This window comes from Paenibacillus sp. UNC496MF (assembly GCF_900113915.1).
In the GTDB taxonomy this organism is placed as follows: Bacteria; Bacillota; Bacilli; order Paenibacillales; family Paenibacillaceae; genus Paenibacillus_Z; species Paenibacillus_Z artemisiicola.
Genome location: NZ_FORE01000012.1, coordinates 323708 through 339365, shown reverse-complemented (window position 1 = coordinate 339365; position 15658 = coordinate 323708). Strand labels below are relative to the sequence as shown.

Genomic DNA, 15658 nt, shown 5'->3' with positions numbered 1-15658 from the left:
TGCGCCGATGCGCGGTTACGGGGTAAGCAGCGTGCTGATCTTCGTATTGGCGTTATCGCCCTGCGTTTGAATCTGGGCCTTCGTGCCCGTCGTGTCCTTCGCGACGATGGCGTTGAACAGCAGGATGACGACGACCAGCATCATGACGGTAATCAAAATATTGCGCATGCGCTCACCTCCTTCAATTCAGCGATTGGAACAGCTTCTGTCCTTCCCGAACCCAGGGATAGATGAAGATCTGGAACGTGTACATGATGGGTAGCCCCGCCAGCACGAACAAAAAGTACGACGTGGATTCCTTGCGGCTGTCCTTCGCGAGCTCCAGCTTCTCTTTGTAATCCTGGATTCGCTCGCGCAGCAGCTCGTAATAATGCTCGCTCTCGTGCAGCCGGAGCGAATCGATCGTCTCGACGAAGCTGAGCCCTTCCTCCGTGCCGAGCCGCAGCTTCAGCCGCCGGAGCGATCCCTCCGCGTCGTGGTACCATTCGCCGAGCAGCGTGTGCAAATCGCCCCGCATCGTGCGGGTGAACGGCAGGCAGCGCATCAGCTTCGTATGGATGTGCAGCGACGATCCCGCCAAATAAAGCAGCTGATTGCTGACGATGTAAATTTCCTTGGTCATGCGCTCCGCCCGCGCCTTGCGGAACGCTTCCAGCCACGGTTGGTCCCAAAATAAAAGCAGCATCAGCATGGCTAACGCGAGCGGCGCGCCCGCGGCAGGCACGGCGCCGAGGCGAAGCAGCGAGATGCCGTAAGCGGCCAGCGCCCACAGCGGCGTGCCGGCGAGCACGAATCTGCGCAGCAGCAAATACATGGCGGCGTCGCCCGTAAATCCGCAGCCGGCCAGCAGCCGCTCGCGCTCCTTGAAGACCGCGGATCCGCGGTCCAGCCGGGCCAGTCGCAGCCAGCGGTCGCCGATCCGGTGCGTCCGCCATCTCAGCAGCGCCAGATGCGCGAAACGCGGACGCTTGAAGGAGGCGGCCTTCAGCAAGGAGACGATCAGCGCGACGCCGAGCGCGTATTGGACGGCGAGCGCCGCCCACAAGAGAAGCTCGCCGAAACGGTCGTTCATCGAGACGGCACGCCCCTTTCACATTTTTTTGCGCGACAGCCACAGCCCCATGACGAAGGACAGGAAGATCATGACCGCCGCGTTCAGCAGCATGTTTCGGCCGCCGGAATCAAGCACGTAATACCGGTATGCGTTCTCCGGATTGTAATGAAAGTTGATGCCCATGAAGAGCGCCAGAAACAAGATCGGAGTGAAGTTGGCCACGCGGATCTCCAGCAGCTTATTGCGTTCCTGCTGGTTGGCTCTGCGCGCCTTGCGCATGTCCGTGATCAGGTCCCTCAGGTTGCCCGCGATGGGATGGCCCTCCGCGAGCCCCGCCCGAACGATGTTGATGAAGTAATCCGCCCAGACGTGGCCCAGCGACGCCGCGAAAACGCGCAAGCTGGCCTCGTCGTCCCCGCGGACGGAGAGATTGCGGTACAGCTGCTCGAATACCTCCTGCATCGGCCCGAGCATCCGCTTCTCCTCCACCGTGCGCTGCAGCGCCGTGCGGATCTGCCGCCCGCCGCTGACGAGGCAGCACTGGTAGAACAGCTCGATCGCCGGCAGGAAATCGATGCGCGTCTTCATCTGGCGGCGCACCTGCATCATGCGCAGCAGCAGGTACGGCAGCGTCCCGAGCACGCCGGCCGTCAGCAGCAGCCCCTTCGGGCTGCGGAAAAACATCGCGCCGAACGCGGCGCCGACGAGCAGCAGCAGCAGGGAGAGCACGACGACCGAACCGGGCCTCAGGCTGACCTGCAGCGATTCCAGCAGCTCGGCGAGATGCCGGTACGCCCGGTCGTAGCGCTGCAAATACCGGGCCAAGCGCTCGCCGAGCCGCTGCTCCCTGCGGTAGCTGAGCCGGCCGATGACCTGCTGGCGCTGCGCCCAGGCATCCAACAGGCCGCGGACGGTCACGAACAGCGTGCAAAAGAGCGCCGCCGCGAACAGCATCGTCGTCAGCCGCATCATGGCGCGTTCCACGCCCCCACCTTGCGAAGACCCGCGGCTCCGGCATGCGCCGGCACGGGAATCTGCGCGGGAGCCGCGCCGAGCTCCGGCCAAGCCGCCGCGCCCGCTAGAGGCGCGCCTAGCTTCAGCCGGGCCGTCGCCGCAGCAGAAGGCGAGCTCGGGTACCGCCAACTGCCCGCCGCTTCGTCGAAAACCGCCCATTCCCGCACGGCCGGCGCGCCGTCGGTCCAATACAGCTCCGCCAGGCGCGCGAGCCGGCGGCGCCCCCCGGCGAACCGCATCTCGATGCCGACCTGGGTCACGTATTCCGTGATCCGCTTGGTCAACCGCTCTGGATTCAAGCCCCGCCCGTCTTGGAGGCACATGTCCGAGATGGCTTCCGGGACGTCCTCGAGCGCGTTGGCATGAAGCGTCGTCATGCTCCCCGCGTGGCCGCGGGTACACGCCCGCACGTAGATGTTGGCGTCCTCGTCCCGAATTTCGGCGTGGATGATCCGCTGCGGCGACTGCCGGAGCGCGAGCTTGAACGCTTGGGCCGAGCGATGCTGCGGATCGTCCTCGTCCACCTCGTACTCGATGACGTTCTTCGCCGGGAAATCCCGCTGCAGCATCAGCTCGTGCCGGCTCTCGATCGTGACGAGCCGTTCCTCGTCCGGCATTTCGCCGATCAGCGCCTTGATCAAATTCGTCTTGCCCGAGTTCGTCGGCCCGATCACGACGACGTTGAACCGGGCGTGCAGCACGGCCAGCAGCATGTGCCGGACGCGGTCGCTGATCGTGGCGTATTCCGGCTTGCTCAGCTGCGCGAGCTCGAACCGCCGTACCGTATAGAACCGCAGCGTGAGCGTAGGCTTGGCCGTAAAGCCGAACCCCGTCATCGTCACCCGCGTGCCGTCGCGGAGCATGACCTCCGCCCACCGCTTCCGCGGATTGATCCGGTCGTTGTTGTACAGGACGAGGTTCTGCTGGATCCGCTCCACTTCGCGCAGCGATTCGAACGCGTAGGCCGACGGTCGGGCGACGCCGTCGCGCACCTCGAACACCGACGTGCCGACGACCTGGATCTCCTCCAGCCCTTCCCGCTTCAGCAGCACGAGCTCCAGCACGTTCATGCCGATGACTTCGGCGAACAACGCTTCCGCCAACGTCGCGTACGGGTGCCGGAAACCGGGCAGCTCGAGGATCCGCTGGCGGAGCAGCCGGTCGGCGATGACGGCCAGAATCCGCTCGCGGTCCGCGCCGTACCCCAGCACGGCGCGGTTCAAGCACTCGTTGTACTCCCGGCGCTCTTCCTCCGTCTCGCCGCGCGGCTGGGCCAGATACGTGCGCACGTCTTCCGCCAGGCGCCGGAAATCGCGCACCGCGTCGTGACCCGCGGCAGACGCCGCCGCCGGCGTCTCTTCATCCGCCCACAGCTTGGCCGAATAAGCGGCCGGCGAAAATCGAACGTCCTTGTTCATTACGAGTTCACCCCGCCGCGATGCGCGAGCAGTTTCTTGTACCAGGGCTGCAGCGCCGGCTTCCGCCTGCCCCGCAGGCCGTAGACGTCGGCGATGGCCTTCGCCGGCGCCTGCATCGTCCGCTTCCCCCGCTCGCTCCCGGCCAGCCATTCGTCCAGCGTTCCGCTGTCCAGCTGGGCCAGCAGCTCCTCCGTCAATGCGAGTTCGCCCAGCAGCGGCACGCCCAGCTCGTTGCAAATGTCTTTCACTTGAAATCCTCCTTTACCCCGCGGGGATTGAATCGCGATGCCTTGGAACGAGTCGGCCGGAATGCCGTAGAGCGGCGCCAGCTGCTTCAGCCAGCGCTGGCCGTCCTCCTGAAAATGGGACAGCGCCCCCGTCGTCGCGACGAGGCGCGTGCTCGCGCGGCGCAAGACGCAAATCGTCGCCGCGTTGTCCCAATATGCGCCGACGTCGGCGACGACGACGTCGAACGTCCGCGCCGCGACGGCGAGCAAATGCTCCATCTCCTCCATCGCGTAAAACTCCGCCTGGTCGCGCAGCAAATTGCCGAACAGCACCCGCAGGCCGGGCACGCCGCGGCACCGATGCGTCGAGCGCAGCAGCTTCTCGGCGTTCAGCGAACGCGTCGCCAGCTCCGGCCGCAGCCCGTCGAGCGTCGTCGACGGCTCGTCGACGCCGAGAAACCGGTGCGTCTTCGCGCTCTTCAGGTTCAAGCAAAGGAAGCCGACGCTGCATTCGCGCTCCGCCGCGAGCCGGCAGGCCGCGGCGAACGCGGCGGTCGTCGTGCCGATGTTCGGCGTGGTGCCCACGAACGCGATAAGCGGCGCCGCCTCCTCGGCGGACGGGCCGGACGCGCTCATGGCGAACCCTCCGCGGGCGGGGAGCCGACGTCGAGCGATTCCGGCGAATACGCGATCACGAGCTTGCTTTGGCCGCCCTTGCACAAGGAATCGAGCTTCAGCCACTCCGCCTCCGTCAGATTGAGATTAATGTAATCGATCATGCCGTTGGCGTCCCGCCTGGAGGCGTACATCGCCTCCTTGTCCCCGCTTGCCATCGACAACAGGCTGGAATTGTCGGCGTCGTCGATCTCCACGTTGCCCGCGGTCTTGACGGACGCGACCGTGACCGCTTCCGGGAACAGCCGCTCGGATCCCGCGGCTTCGCCCGAGACGTATACCATCACCTTGTCCCCGGCCCGAATGCCGTTCGACACGGACAGCACGTAATCGCGCGGGATGCCGAAGGTGGACTGGCTCTGGCTCGGCAGCAGGCGGAATTTATCGACCTTCCAGCGCAGCAAGGGCTCGTTCGCGCCCAGCGGCACGACGACCTCCATGCCGGCAAGCCCGTCGCGGCTGACCGCCATGTCGTCCGTATACGACGCCTTGGCGATCTGCTTCTCGCCCAGCATGTCCGGGGCAAGCCGCTCGCCGGCGGCGACGAAGCGCAGCGGCACGACGACGTTCACCGTTTCCTGGAATTTCACCTGGCGCAGCTGCAGCATGTAAACGCCGTAGACGAGCAAGCCCGACAGCAGCGCGGCCGTCACGGATAGGAGCAAATGTCGTTTTCGGTTCATGGCCATCCCTCCGGCAGCTTCCTTAGCGAAAACAAAAAAAACGCAAGCCGGGCGTATTGCCCGAGCTTGCGTTCTTCGCATAGCGTTCGCTAGTGATCTGCACTAGTAATATTGACCTCATCATAGCAGACATTATTTTGGCTGTCTACCACGAAATTGTCAGTTCTTGTCGTTCATCGTCTGATTTCGGCGTCGATCCGCGCGTCCCCGAGCCGTTTCAGCTGGTCGCGGTATTCGACGAGCCCGATCCGGCAGCCCGGGCCGATCGTCACGTTCGCGCCCCGCACGACGTCGGCGGTCGTGTTTTCCAAGTAGACGTACTCGCCCTCGATCAGCTCGGCCGTCAGGGACAAGGGCCCTTGTCCCGAGAACAGCTGCTTCAGTCCGCCCCACTTGCTCTGGCGCACGACCACGCGCCGGCCGCCGATTTCCTTCGCCCTGCACGGCCCCCAGGTGCGGATGTCGACCTCGCCCGCGTTCAGCAGCCCGCGGATGGCGAAACCGCCCCTCGCTTCGAACCGTTCGGCCTCGCACTCGCCGCGCACGTCGAGCTGGCCCCGCAATCGTACCGAACGTCCGCGCACGCTGCCCTGCACGTCGAGCTGGCCCACGACGTTCAACTGCTCGCCGACCAGATCGCCGTTCACGACGACTTCCCCGATTTGTTTGTAACGCCCGGCGGCCAAGGTGTCCGTCACGTCGAGCGTGCCCATGCAGTGCACGGATTCGCATTCGGTCGGTCCGAGGATCTTCGCCTCTCCCATGACCCGGACGTGACGGAAGCTGCCGCCGTGCATCGTGCCGTTGCCCGTAATGTTAATATTGCGTTTCATCGCCGCATGCATGCCGTTTCCCCCTCCTTAGGACTCGATCCGATAGCTCGCTCGCACCTGCGCCTGCGGATGCACGACGAGGTCGGACGAATAAGCCACGCAGTCGATGCTGCAGCCCGGGCCGACGATGACCGTGCGGCCGCGGACGGTTTCCGCGGTCGTCTCCTCGAGCTCGACGATATCTCCTTCGATGACGCGGGCGCGGAGGCGGGCCTGCCAGGCCGGCAGCAGGGAATCGAGCAGCTTCCGCAGCCCGCCCTTGCCGGAATGCCGGACGGCGATATGCCGCGCGCGGATGCTCTCCGCCTCGAACGGACCTTCCAGCTTCACGTCGAGTTCGTCCCCGGTCAGCCGGCCTTCGATTACCAGCGCGCCGCGCACCTTGGCCTGCAGCGCTTCGCAATCTCCGCGGACCTTCGCGTAGCCGTTCAGGTCCAACCGTTCCGCCTGCATCGGCCCGTTCACCGTTATTTGCCCTTCCAGCTTCATGCCCCCCGACCGCAGGCCGCCGCGGCAGGTGAATTTGCCGTTCGATTCCAGCCGCTGCTCCGCGCGCACGTCCCCGTCGACCGAGGTCATGCCGTTCGCTTCGAAGGTCAGGCAGTCGACGGTGCCGCCGACCTTGCAGACGCCGTCGAGCTTCACGCCGTAATATTCGCCGCCCCCGGCGTGGCCGATGCCCGAAATTTCCAAATCCGGCCGGCTTGTCGTTCTCATCATCGTTCATTCCTCCGCTTATTCGTTCTTATGTTCCCATTATGCGCCGCAAGCGTCGGCGCAGACAGCGGCGGGAGATGGAACTTGCGCTCCGTCCGCAGACGGATGGGCGGCCGGGAGCCGCGAAGCTTGTCCCGCGAACGCAAAAAAGAGCCCGCGCAGGGGCCCTTGTCTCCGTATTATGCGATTGGGAAACTAAAAATCGATGAGACCGACGCTGATCTGGAGCGCTTCGTCCACCTTGCGCATCATTTCGTCGTCGAGATGCGTGATTTTGTCGGTAAGCCGCTGTTTGTCAATCGTTCGAATCTGCTCGAGCAGCAGCACGGAATCCCGGTCGAAGCCATGGGACGCCGCGTCGATTTCGACATGCGTCGGCAGCTTCGCCTTTTGGATCTGGGCGGTGATCGCCGCCACGATGACCGTCGGGCTGAAGCGGTTGCCGATATCATTTTGAATCACCAAAACAGGACGCACGCCGCCCTGTTCGGAACCTACGACAGGTGACAAATCCGCAAAAAACACATCGCCGCGTTTTACGATCAAGCTTACACCCCGCTTACGAGTCGGCCGAGCGTGTCGCCGGCATCTTCCTCCGCTTGAAAAGCTTCCGAAGCCATTACCAGGTTGATCTTCGCCATCTCCAAATAGCCGCGCTGCATGGAATCCCGAATTTGACGCTTCTTTCGTTCAATCAAGTACAGCTTCATAGCCTGACGAATGAATTCGCTTCGGTTCGAGTTTTCTTTGGCGACGATTCCGTCGACTTCCTCCAGCAAATGATCCGGTAAACTGATCATAATCCTTTTGGTATTTTGCAAATTGGCCACCGAACTCGCACCTCCAAAACATTTCCAGCAAGGTGAAACCGCCGTCGCCGTCCCGAAGAAGGCGAGACGCGTTTCATCCCGGAGAAACATAAGCCGCGGACAGGCAAAAAAGGCTTATATTTCAAAAAACAGTAACAGTATGTCATTGTTTGGTCCGTCTTATACACCCTCATATGTATGCAACCCGTATATCAAGTATGCTGCATCCATAGCTGGCGGGACATGCCGGCAAGGAACCGGCGGCCGTCCCGTCGCGGCGCCCGGACCTCCCGGACTAACGATAAACAAAGTCTAACGAAAAGTCTACCCGTTCTTACTATTTCGCGATAAGACGATAAAATCCTCTTGCGACAATCGCATCTAATGCATGAAAATTATTCCTTCGCCCGCAGCAAAGGGTTCGCGACGGCGACGGCGTTCCCGTCCCGCGTATAGACGCGCGGCACCCGCGCGGCGACCATGCACGTCACTTCGTAGTTGAGGGTGCCGAGCTTCGCCGCCACTTCCTCGGCGGTGATGGACGCTCCGCCCTGCGCGCCGATCAGCACGACTTCCTCCCCGTTCCCGACGGGGCTGTCCCCGGCGAAGGCCTCGAGCGAGACCATGCATTGGTCCATGCAAATCGTCCCGAGCACCGGCACGCGGCGCCCGCGGACGAGCACCTCCGCCCGGCCCGTCAGCATCCGGCTGTAGCCGTCGGCGTAGCCGACGGGCAGCGTGCCGATCCGCTCCCCGGCCTTGGCGAAATAACGCGTGCCGTAGCTGATGCCCCAACCCTCCGGAGCTTCCTTGGTCATGACGACCGCCGTCTTGAGCGTCATGACCGGCTTCAAGGCAATCCGGCCGCCGTTCACTTCCGTCGACGGATACAAGCCGTACATGCTGATGCCGAGGCGCAGCATGCCCCCGCCCATCTCCGGCGTGTCGATGCCCGCGGCGCTGTTGGCCGCATGGACGATCGGGATGCGAATCCCTTCCGCCTTCAGCTGCCGCACGACCGTCTTGAACCGGCCGTATTGCAGTTCGGTATAGCCCTTATCGGCTTCGTCGGCCCGCGCGTAATGCGTGAACAAGCCTTCGACGTTCACGTTCGGGGCCGCGACCGCCCGGCGGACGAACGGCACCGCGTCGCCGACCGCGAGGCGGCCGAGCCGGCCCATGCCGGTGTCGACCTTGACGTGGACCGAGAGCCGCTTGCCGTTGTCCGGCAGCGACGCGGCCGCCTCGAGCACGTCGTCGCGGAACAGCGCGATCGCGACGTTCGCGTCGCGCGCCGCGGCGAGCCCTTCCGGGGGCACGTAGCCGAGCACGAGAATGTTCGTCTTCACGCCGGCCTCTCTCAGCTGGATCGCTTCGTCCAGGAACGCGACGCCGAGATAATCGACGCCGCAGCGCTCCGCTTCTCTCGCCACTTCGACGGCGCCGTGGCCGTAAGCGTTCGCTTTTACGGATGCCATCAGCAGCATCCCTTCCGGTATGGCCGCGCGAAAAGCTTGCAAATTATGCTTCAGCGCGTCTAACGATATTTCGGCCCGCGTCGGGCGATAATAGCCAGCCGTAGTCAACCTGCTCCACCTTCGTTTCCAAAAAAGTAAACGCCCCCCACGAATGGGCAGGCGTTTATCTCGTTAACCCGTAACCTTTATGTTATACGGTACGGCTTGGTCGTGTCAATGAATTCGCGGCCGCGCGGCCGGAGCAAGTGTTGGAAATCAAGCTTGCCGCCGGTACTATTTGGACATCTCGCCTTGTACGGACTGGGCGACCTTGATCATCTCTTCCTCCGGCAGGTTCGCGCTCGTGATCCGGAACTCCGTGCCGCCGTACGTCCAGGTCAGCGTGCGCTGTTCGTCTTCCTCGCCGCCGCTCAGCAGACCGTACGTGAAGCCCAAATCCTTCAGCTCGCCCTTCGTCGCGGATACGGCGACGTCCTTCGGCTGCGTCTCGATGAGCGTGTAATCGTACGTGCCCGAATAGCGGATCATGATGCCCGGGTTGCCGCCGAACACGATGCTTTGGTTATCCTTCTCCGACACGCCGTCCGGGAAGTACGCCGGATCCATGCCGGTAAAGGTGCCGTCCGCGTCTCCGCCGCCGGCCGGCGCCATCGCGTCGTCCGAATCGTCGGCCGCGTTGTCGTCCGCCGAATTGCCGTTGTTGTTCGCGCCGGTGCTGGCGTTGTCGTCCGGATTGTTGCCGCTGGCGTCGTTCGTGCCGTTCCCGTTATCGGCATTGCCGTTCGTCGCCGCGTTGTCGGCATTTCCGTTGGTGTCGGCATTGCCGTTCGTCGACGCGTTGTCCGCGTTGCCGTTCGTCGACGCGTTGTTGTCCGGCGAAGCGGACGCGTTGTCGCTGCTCGCGTTCGCATTGCCGTTATTCGAGTTGTCGGCGTTGCTGCCGTTGTCCGGGTACGCCATCGTCGGCTGGTCGCCGCCCGCTGCCGGCGTGCCCATGTTTTTCTGGGTATCGAAGACGCTCTTCTCGAGCTTGGAGCCGAACTTGAACGTATCGAACTTGACGGAAACCATGACCGCGTTGTTGGCGTCGCTGACTTCCACTTTGTTCGGCGCGTAATCCGATTTGTTCAGCCAGATTTTCTGCCGGGCCAGGGAGCCGTTCTGATAGTTCGCCATGACGTCGAACACGTACGCGTCGTTGTCGATCGCGAACTGGCGGGAGTTGTCCAGCAGAATGCTCTGAACGAGCGTTTGGTACAGGTACACTTGGCCTTGGTTCGCCGGCCAGTCGCTTTGGAAGCGGAACACTTTGTTCAGGCGCGGCGTCAAGACGAACACGCCTTCGTCGTTGCGCAGCACGATCTGGGTGATGTCCTTCTTGGCGTTCGTCAGGGCGATGCGGTAATACTGCGGCTTTTGGTAGGAAACGTCCACTTGATATTCCAGCGGTTGCTGGCCCGTGTAGAGCGTCATGACGCCTTTGCCGGTGTAGCTGTCCAAGCTGCTCAACGTTTTGTCCAAATCCTTGACTACCGATTCCGCGTCCTTCGTCCCGCAGCCTGCGAGCACCGCCGTGAGGCATAGCAAGATCGCTGCGAGGAAACTGAATCGACGACGCATGAGATCAACCCCTCATCACAATTTTTAAACGTATCCGGAGTTGTACGGCAGCCCGCGCGGATATCGCGCGCGGGTCGCGTACGGGACAAGAGCCGTTTACGCTTGACTTGTACCATTTGTATGAGGGGACTTGGACGAATATGCAGACAAGTTGCGGCTTGGACGTTTTCGCGTACGAGCCTGCCCACGGCAAACGCGCGCTATAATGAAAGAACGCTTCGGACGGCTCCGGGCGCTTCCCGAAGCCGCGCGGAAGGACGGAACGCGAACCGCGGACCCGCTCTCGCGCCTCCGCTGCATAATCTGAATATTTATTCACGCCGCAAACCCTTGGCGCGATCATCTTTAGGGTAAACGAACGATATTGACAACGGGGACGCAACAGCCTAGTATGAATATTAATTCACATATACGAATTATAATTCAATCCTGGGGGTGCCCGTTTTGAAACACTTGTTATCGTTGAAAGAATTTAACCGCGCCGAGTTGCTCGGCTTGATCCAAAAAGGAATCGCGATCAAGAAGCAGCCCGAGCGCTTCGCGAACGCCTGCGAGCGCAAAGGCGTCCTGATGCTGTTCCAGAAGACGTCCACCCGGACGAACCTCTCCTTCCAGTCGGGCATCAACCAGATGGGCGGTTATGCCGTGCCGATGGACTGGAACGCCAGCAATTTCAGCATTTCGCCCATTCAGTACGAAGCGCGCTACGTCTCGCGCAACATCGACTTCATCGTGGCGCGGCTGAAGAAGCACTCCGATCTGCAGGAGCTGGCCCGTTACGCGACCGTCCCGGTCATCAACGGCTGCTGCGAACGCTATCACCCGTGCCAGGCGCTCGCGGATCTGATGACGATCTACGAGGTATCGGGCTCGTTCGAGAACGTCACCGTCACGTACGTCGGCATCCAGAACAACGTCGCGAATTCGTTGATCGCGGGCTGCCTCGCGCTCGGCGTCCGGCTGCTGCTCGTCACGCCGATCGTGAACGAAGCCTCGTGGGACGGCGAGCTGATGGACGAAGCGTTCGCGAGCGGCCGCATTATGCGCATGGATTCGCTCGAAGCGGCGGCGGCCCAATCCGACTACGTGTACACCGACACGTGGATCGACATGGAGCATTTCCACAGCGCGGATTACGGCGCGGTCAAGGATTTTCGCATGAAGACCATGCTGCCCTTCCAGCTGAACCGCCGCGCGCTGAACGGCCACGCGCCGTACATCATGCACGACATGCCGATTCACCCCGGCTTCGAGATCGAAGAGGAGCTGATCGAATCGGCGAGCTCGATCATTTACCAGCAGGCGGAGAACCGGATGCACGCGCAGAAGGCGCTGCTGCTCCATCTCATGGAGCAGGCCTGACGCGATTCGGCGCGCTGCGAAAGCCCCGGCTTCGGACGACGAAGCCCGGGGCTTTTCGGCATGCGCGATCCGCCGGACCTCCGTATGACAGTAAGGAGTTAATAGCCTTGAAGTTCGCCGTTGGCTTTATTCACGCGCTGCGTTTCGCTCGATAAGCCCGATTTCGATCTTCGATGATAATAATAATAGGAGCCTGCGATCATGATGTATCCGATCAGGAAAATCAATCCGCTCGCAAGGCCGTCCACGGCGATCGTCGAAAACGTCGCGCCCGATAAATCGAAAAACAGTCCGGCATATGCCCATTCTTTGATTCGCGGGAAGACGGGAACAAGAATCGCCGCGACCCCCAACAACTTGGCGATTCCGAGAAACGGAAGGAGATAATCGGGGTACCCCAAATGCTTGAAGAGTTCAACCGCATCGCCGGACGACATAATATCGGGAATCGCTCCGATACCCATGAATGCCGCAAGCAACCCGGTGAAAATCCAGTAGGGAATCAACACTTTTTTCATTGAATTAGCCTCCTTAGATTCCTCATTGATTGGTTGACGCCTATTCAAACCTCGAATCAGCGCCTTCTAGCGAGCCGCGCTTCAAGGATGACCGCTTTTCTCCCTCGTTCACATCCCTTCATCGCAAATTCCCGCAGACAAGCTTCCGCTTGATCGGATCTCTTCCCGGCAATGACGATAGGGCTCCATGCTTCGGTGTCTAAGTCGCAGCAGCCGATCCGGTTAAGCCAGCACGCCATGCCAATTGCGCATGCCAAATATACCCTATAAGGAATATTCCCGTCAAGGAATATTTAAAACCAGGCATCTTGTTTGCATGTTGGCGAAGTTGGACCGGCGCCGCGACGCTCGTCGCCGCCCTGCTGTCCCTGCTGATGGCGCCGGTGCTGATCGACAACCTGGGCCTATCCTGGTCGTCGCCGCTCATCGTCGGCCTTCTGGCGCTGTCCGCCGCGCTGACGGCGCTGTTCGTCTTCATCGAGCGCCGCGCGAAGGAGCCGATCATTCCGCTGCGGCTGTTCCGGCACCGTTCGGTCGTCGTGCTGTCCTGCATCGTGCTCATCCTCATGCTCGGCATTATGGGCGGCATCGCCACGTTCCCGTTTTTCGCGCAGAACGTCATGGGGCTGACGCCGACGGCGGCCGGCTACCTGATGCTCGCGTTCATGGCCGGCGCGATTCCGTCCAGCATCGCGAACGGCTTCCTGATCACGAAAGTGCCGTACCGCAATTTGTTCATCGCCTGCTTCACGCTGCCGATCGTCGGCTTCTACTTGCTGACGCGCATCGGCCTCGACACGAGCGTCCTCTATGTCATCGTCACGTTCTTCATCCTCGGCCTCGGCATCGGCGTCCTGTTCGGCAGCGACAACCTGATCGTCCAGGAGTCCGTCGACAAGGCCGACAGCGGCGCCGCCCTCGGCACCGTGCAGCTGTTCCAGTCGCTCGGGGCGACGATCGGCCTCAGCGTCTTCGGCAGCCTGCTGGCCCGCCACATCAACCAAGGCGTATCTGGGATAGCCGACCGGCTACCGGCGGGCACGGCGAACACCATCGCGACCGGCGGCATTCCGAAAGGGCTCCCGCACGACCTGCTGATCAAGGTGCAAACCGTGTTCGCGGACGCGTTCCAAGGCATTTTCGGCATCTCGTTCGTCTTCGTCATCGCGGCGTTCGCCGTCTGCTGGTTCCTGAAGAAGGAAGTGCTGCGCAAGCGCGAGGAAACGCCGGGAACCGAGACGGTCGGGGCGACGGCGGCTTCCGCGGAATAAGCGGATGGGCTGCCGGACGGTTCCGGCGCGGCCGCGGCGCGGAGCGGTCGTTCGCATGGGGCGAAGCGCCCTTGACACCTCGCCGCTTTCCCGCTAGAGTTAGGGCTAACCATCACCAAAAACAGATACGCGACAGCTATGAACGGAAAGAGTACCCGCGACCATCGATGGTCCCAGCGAGCCGGCGGACGGTGCAAGGTCCGGCACGATCGAGCGCGGCGAATGGCTCCGTTCGCTTCAATCCGAACGCCGTTTCCGCGAAACGGCAAGTAGGCGTTGACGGCAGGTCCCTCCGTTATCCCGGGACGCATGTTAGTCGTTTTGACATGCGAGAGTCGCGGCGCGCTTGCGCCGAATTCGGGTGGTACCGCGGAGTCCAACACTTCGTCCCTTTGGGGACGGGGTGTTTTTTGTTTTGAAACGCGATGATATCGACCGGGGAGGAATGAACGTGAACCGAATCATTTCGGGCATCAAACCGAGCGGGGAGCTCAATATCGGCGGCTACGGCGGCGCGCTGCATCAGTTTCTCAAGCTGCAGGACGACTGCGAGTGCTATTTCTTCGTGCCGGATCTGCACGCCGTTACCGTGTACCAGGATCCGCGTCTGCTGCTGCGCCGCTCCAAGGAGATCGCCGCGTATTACGTCGCGGCCGGCGTCGATCCGAAGAAAGCCGCCATCTTCATGCAGTCGCAGGTGCCGGCGCATGCCGAGCTGAGCTGGCTGCTGGAGACGCAGGCGCATTTTGGCGAGCTCGGGCGGATGACGCAGTTCAAGGACAAGTCGCACGGGAAGGACGCCGTCAGCTCGGCCTTGTTCACCTATCCGGTGCTGATGGCCGCGGACATCCTGCTGTACCGGGCGACGCACGTGCCCGTCGGCGACGACCAGAAGCAGCATCTGGAGCTGACGCGCGACCTCGCCGAGCGGTTCAACAACCGGTTCGCGCCGGTGTTCGCCGTGCCCGAGCCGGTCATCCCGGAGATCGGCTCGCGCATCATGGGCCTCGACGATCCGTCCAAGAAGATGAGCAAGAGCAACCCGAATCCGAACGGCTGCGTGCTGCTGCAGGACGACCCGGACCTGATCCGCAAAAAATTCGCCAAGGCCGTCACCGATTCCGAAGGCGAGGTGCGCTACGACTGGGAGCGGAAGCCGGAGATCAGCAACCTGATCGAGATCTACGCGGTGTTCGCCGGCGTCGGCGTTCCGGAGATCGAGCGCCGCTTCGCCGGCGTCGGCTACGGGGCGTTCAAGCGCGAAATCGCGGAAGCGGTCATCGCCAAGCTGGCGCCGATCCAGCGGCGGTTCGCCGACATCGTCGATTCCGAGGAGCTGCCGGCGATGCTGCGGGACGGCGCGGAGCGGGCTGCGGCGACCGCGAACGCGACGCTTCGGAAGGCGAAGCAGGCGATGGGACTGCTCGCGTTCGGATAAGCGGCGAGGCTCGACGAGCTTCATGATCGATCTGAACGGCATAGCTTCAGGAGCGCTTCGGAAGGCGATTGCTCCCTTCGCTGACTGGTTTTGTCAGCCAGCGTTCGGTATGATGGAGGCAAGTCCAAGAGAACAGGATGTGTGGATATGAGCAAATTCGGCTTATCCGGCAAAATGATCGCGCAGCCCGGCAAACGCGACGAGCTGGCCGCGATTCTGATGGAGGCGGCCGCCGGCATGGATGCCGTTCCCGACTGCCAAATCTACGTCGTCAGCCTGCTGCCCGACGAACCGGACGCGATCTGGATTACCGAGGTGTGGGACAATGCCGAGGCGCACCGCGCCTCGCTCGCCCTCGAGGAGACGCAGGCGATGATCGCGCGCGCCAAGCCGCTCATCGCGGGCTTCGATCAGCAGGTGAAGCACGTGCCGCTCGGCGGCAAAGGCATGCGCGCGTAGCGGCCGCCTCGCCCTGCATTTGAAACGCCAAAAACCGCCCTGCCTCCGAACGGAGGCAGGGCGGTTTTTCATGCGATCATGA

The 15658-nt window shown here is 62.4% G+C and carries 17 protein-coding genes; 4 read left to right on the top strand and 13 right to left on the bottom strand.

Annotated elements, in window-relative coordinates; all coding sequences use genetic code 11:
• Positions 1-15 precede the first annotated feature (15 nt).
• From BMZ79_RS34410 to BMZ79_RS22890, 12 genes are all read right to left on the bottom strand, one after another.
• Positions 16-168 carry a hypothetical protein gene (locus BMZ79_RS34410; RefSeq protein ID WP_177222281.1) on the bottom strand — a complete coding sequence of 51 codons (153 nt, stop codon included), beginning with the start codon at positions 166-168 and terminating at the stop codon, positions 16-18.
• Positions 169-181: 13 nt separating this feature from the next.
• Entirely contained in the window at positions 182-1072 is an 891-nt protein-coding gene (locus BMZ79_RS22940; RefSeq protein ID WP_090644325.1) for a hypothetical protein, read from the bottom strand.
• Positions 1073-1090: 18 nt separating this feature from the next.
• A complete protein-coding gene (locus BMZ79_RS22935; protein ID WP_256253026.1) occupies positions 1091-2038 on the bottom strand; it encodes a type II secretion system F family protein in 948 nt (315 codons plus the stop codon).
• Positions 2023-3486: an ATPase, T2SS/T4P/T4SS family gene (locus tag BMZ79_RS22930; protein WP_090644320.1), complete on the bottom strand. Its 1464-nt coding sequence runs from the start codon at positions 3484-3486 to the stop codon at positions 2023-2025. Before BMZ79_RS22930 ends, BMZ79_RS22935 begins: the two co-directional genes overlap by 16 nt.
• Positions 3486-4349, bottom strand: a complete 864-nt coding sequence (locus BMZ79_RS22925; protein WP_090644318.1) for a CpaE/TadZ family protein — start codon at positions 4347-4349, stop codon at positions 3486-3488. The genes BMZ79_RS22930 and BMZ79_RS22925 overlap by 1 nt, the downstream gene beginning before the upstream one ends.
• Positions 4346-5071 (bottom strand): CpaB family protein, encoded by a 726-nt coding sequence (locus BMZ79_RS22920; RefSeq protein ID WP_090644468.1) that lies wholly within the window; start codon positions 5069-5071, stop codon positions 4346-4348. Before BMZ79_RS22920 ends, BMZ79_RS22925 begins: the two co-directional genes overlap by 4 nt.
• Positions 5072-5244: 173 nt before the next feature.
• On the bottom strand, positions 5245-5916 hold the full coding sequence (locus BMZ79_RS22915; protein WP_090644315.1) for a hypothetical protein: 672 nt from the start codon (positions 5914-5916) through the stop codon (positions 5245-5247).
• A gap of 15 nt (positions 5917-5931) precedes the next feature.
• Positions 5932-6624: a hypothetical protein gene (locus BMZ79_RS22910; protein ID WP_143089048.1), complete on the bottom strand. Its 693-nt coding sequence runs from the start codon at positions 6622-6624 to the stop codon at positions 5932-5934.
• Between the two features lie 192 nt (positions 6625-6816).
• The gene (locus BMZ79_RS22905) at positions 6817-7167 is read right to left on the bottom strand and encodes a type II toxin-antitoxin system PemK/MazF family toxin (RefSeq protein WP_090644310.1); all 351 of its coding nucleotides are present in this window, start codon (positions 7165-7167) and stop codon (positions 6817-6819) included.
• Between the two features lie 2 nt (positions 7168-7169).
• Positions 7170-7451 carry a CopG family ribbon-helix-helix protein gene (locus BMZ79_RS22900; RefSeq protein WP_090644307.1) on the bottom strand — a complete coding sequence of 94 codons (282 nt, stop codon included), beginning with the start codon at positions 7449-7451 and terminating at the stop codon, positions 7170-7172.
• Positions 7452-7825: 374 nt separating this feature from the next.
• Positions 7826-9016 (bottom strand): alanine racemase, encoded by a 1191-nt coding sequence (gene alr, locus BMZ79_RS22895; protein ID WP_090644304.1) that lies wholly within the window; start codon positions 9014-9016, stop codon positions 7826-7828.
• Positions 9017-9181: 165 nt separating this feature from the next.
• The gene (locus BMZ79_RS22890) at positions 9182-10528 is read right to left on the bottom strand and encodes an outer membrane lipoprotein-sorting protein (protein ID WP_090644301.1); all 1347 of its coding nucleotides are present in this window, start codon (positions 10526-10528) and stop codon (positions 9182-9184) included.
• Between the two features lie 435 nt (positions 10529-10963).
• Here BMZ79_RS22890 and BMZ79_RS22885 point away from each other — a divergent pair, with 435 nt between their 5' ends.
• Positions 10964-11890 (top strand): Rossmann-fold NAD(P)-binding domain-containing protein, encoded by a 927-nt coding sequence (locus tag BMZ79_RS22885; protein ID WP_256253025.1) that lies wholly within the window; start codon positions 10964-10966, stop codon positions 11888-11890.
• Positions 11891-11988: 98 nt separating this feature from the next.
• On the opposite strand, the gene BMZ79_RS22880 is transcribed toward BMZ79_RS22885, so the two are convergent.
• A complete protein-coding gene (locus tag BMZ79_RS22880; RefSeq protein ID WP_090644296.1) occupies positions 11989-12408 on the bottom strand; it encodes a DoxX family protein in 420 nt (139 codons plus the stop codon).
• A 308-nt stretch (positions 12409-12716) separates the two neighbouring features.
• Here BMZ79_RS22880 and BMZ79_RS22875 point away from each other — a divergent pair, with 308 nt between their 5' ends.
• The 3 genes from BMZ79_RS22875 to BMZ79_RS22865 all read left to right on the top strand — a co-directional run bounded on the left by BMZ79_RS22875 (position 12717) and on the right by BMZ79_RS22865 (position 15576).
• Entirely contained in the window at positions 12717-13679 is a 963-nt protein-coding gene (locus tag BMZ79_RS22875; protein ID WP_256253024.1) for an MFS transporter, read from the top strand.
• 451 nt (positions 13680-14130) lie between these two features.
• Entirely contained in the window at positions 14131-15117 is a 987-nt protein-coding gene (gene trpS, locus BMZ79_RS22870; RefSeq protein ID WP_090644463.1) for a tryptophan--tRNA ligase, read from the top strand.
• A gap of 147 nt (positions 15118-15264) precedes the next feature.
• Positions 15265-15576: a putative quinol monooxygenase gene (locus BMZ79_RS22865; RefSeq protein WP_090644293.1), complete on the top strand. Its 312-nt coding sequence runs from the start codon at positions 15265-15267 to the stop codon at positions 15574-15576.
• The last annotated feature ends 82 nt before the right edge of the window (positions 15577-15658 follow it).

Bases quoted from the DNA above. Each gene is read 5' to 3' on its own strand.
- BMZ79_RS22925 (WP_090644318.1), bottom strand. From the start codon at position 4,349: ATGAGCGCGTCCGGCCCGTCCGCCGAGGAGGCGGCGCCGCTTATCGCG.
- BMZ79_RS22930 (WP_090644320.1), bottom strand. From the start codon at position 3,486: ATGAACAAGGACGTTCGATTTTCGCCGGCCGCTTATTCGGCCAAGCTG.
- BMZ79_RS22890 (WP_090644301.1), bottom strand. From the start codon at position 10,528: ATGCGTCGTCGATTCAGTTTCCTCGCAGCGATCTTGCTATGCCTCACG.
- BMZ79_RS22910 (WP_143089048.1), bottom strand. From the start codon at position 6,624: ATGATGAGAACGACAAGCCGGCCGGATTTGGAAATTTCGGGCATCGGC.
- BMZ79_RS22920 (WP_090644468.1), bottom strand. From the start codon at position 5,071: ATGAACCGAAAACGACATTTGCTCCTATCCGTGACGGCCGCGCTGCTG.
- BMZ79_RS22880 (WP_090644296.1), bottom strand. From the start codon at position 12,408: ATGAAAAAAGTGTTGATTCCCTACTGGATTTTCACCGGGTTGCTTGCG.
- BMZ79_RS34410 (WP_177222281.1), bottom strand. From the start codon at position 168: ATGCGCAATATTTTGATTACCGTCATGATGCTGGTCGTCGTCATCCTG.
- BMZ79_RS22865 (WP_090644293.1), top strand. From the start codon at position 15,265: ATGAGCAAATTCGGCTTATCCGGCAAAATGATCGCGCAGCCCGGCAAA.
- BMZ79_RS22915 (WP_090644315.1), bottom strand. From the start codon at position 5,916: ATGCATGCGGCGATGAAACGCAATATTAACATTACGGGCAACGGCACG.
- BMZ79_RS22940 (WP_090644325.1), bottom strand. From the start codon at position 1,072: ATGAACGACCGTTTCGGCGAGCTTCTCTTGTGGGCGGCGCTCGCCGTC.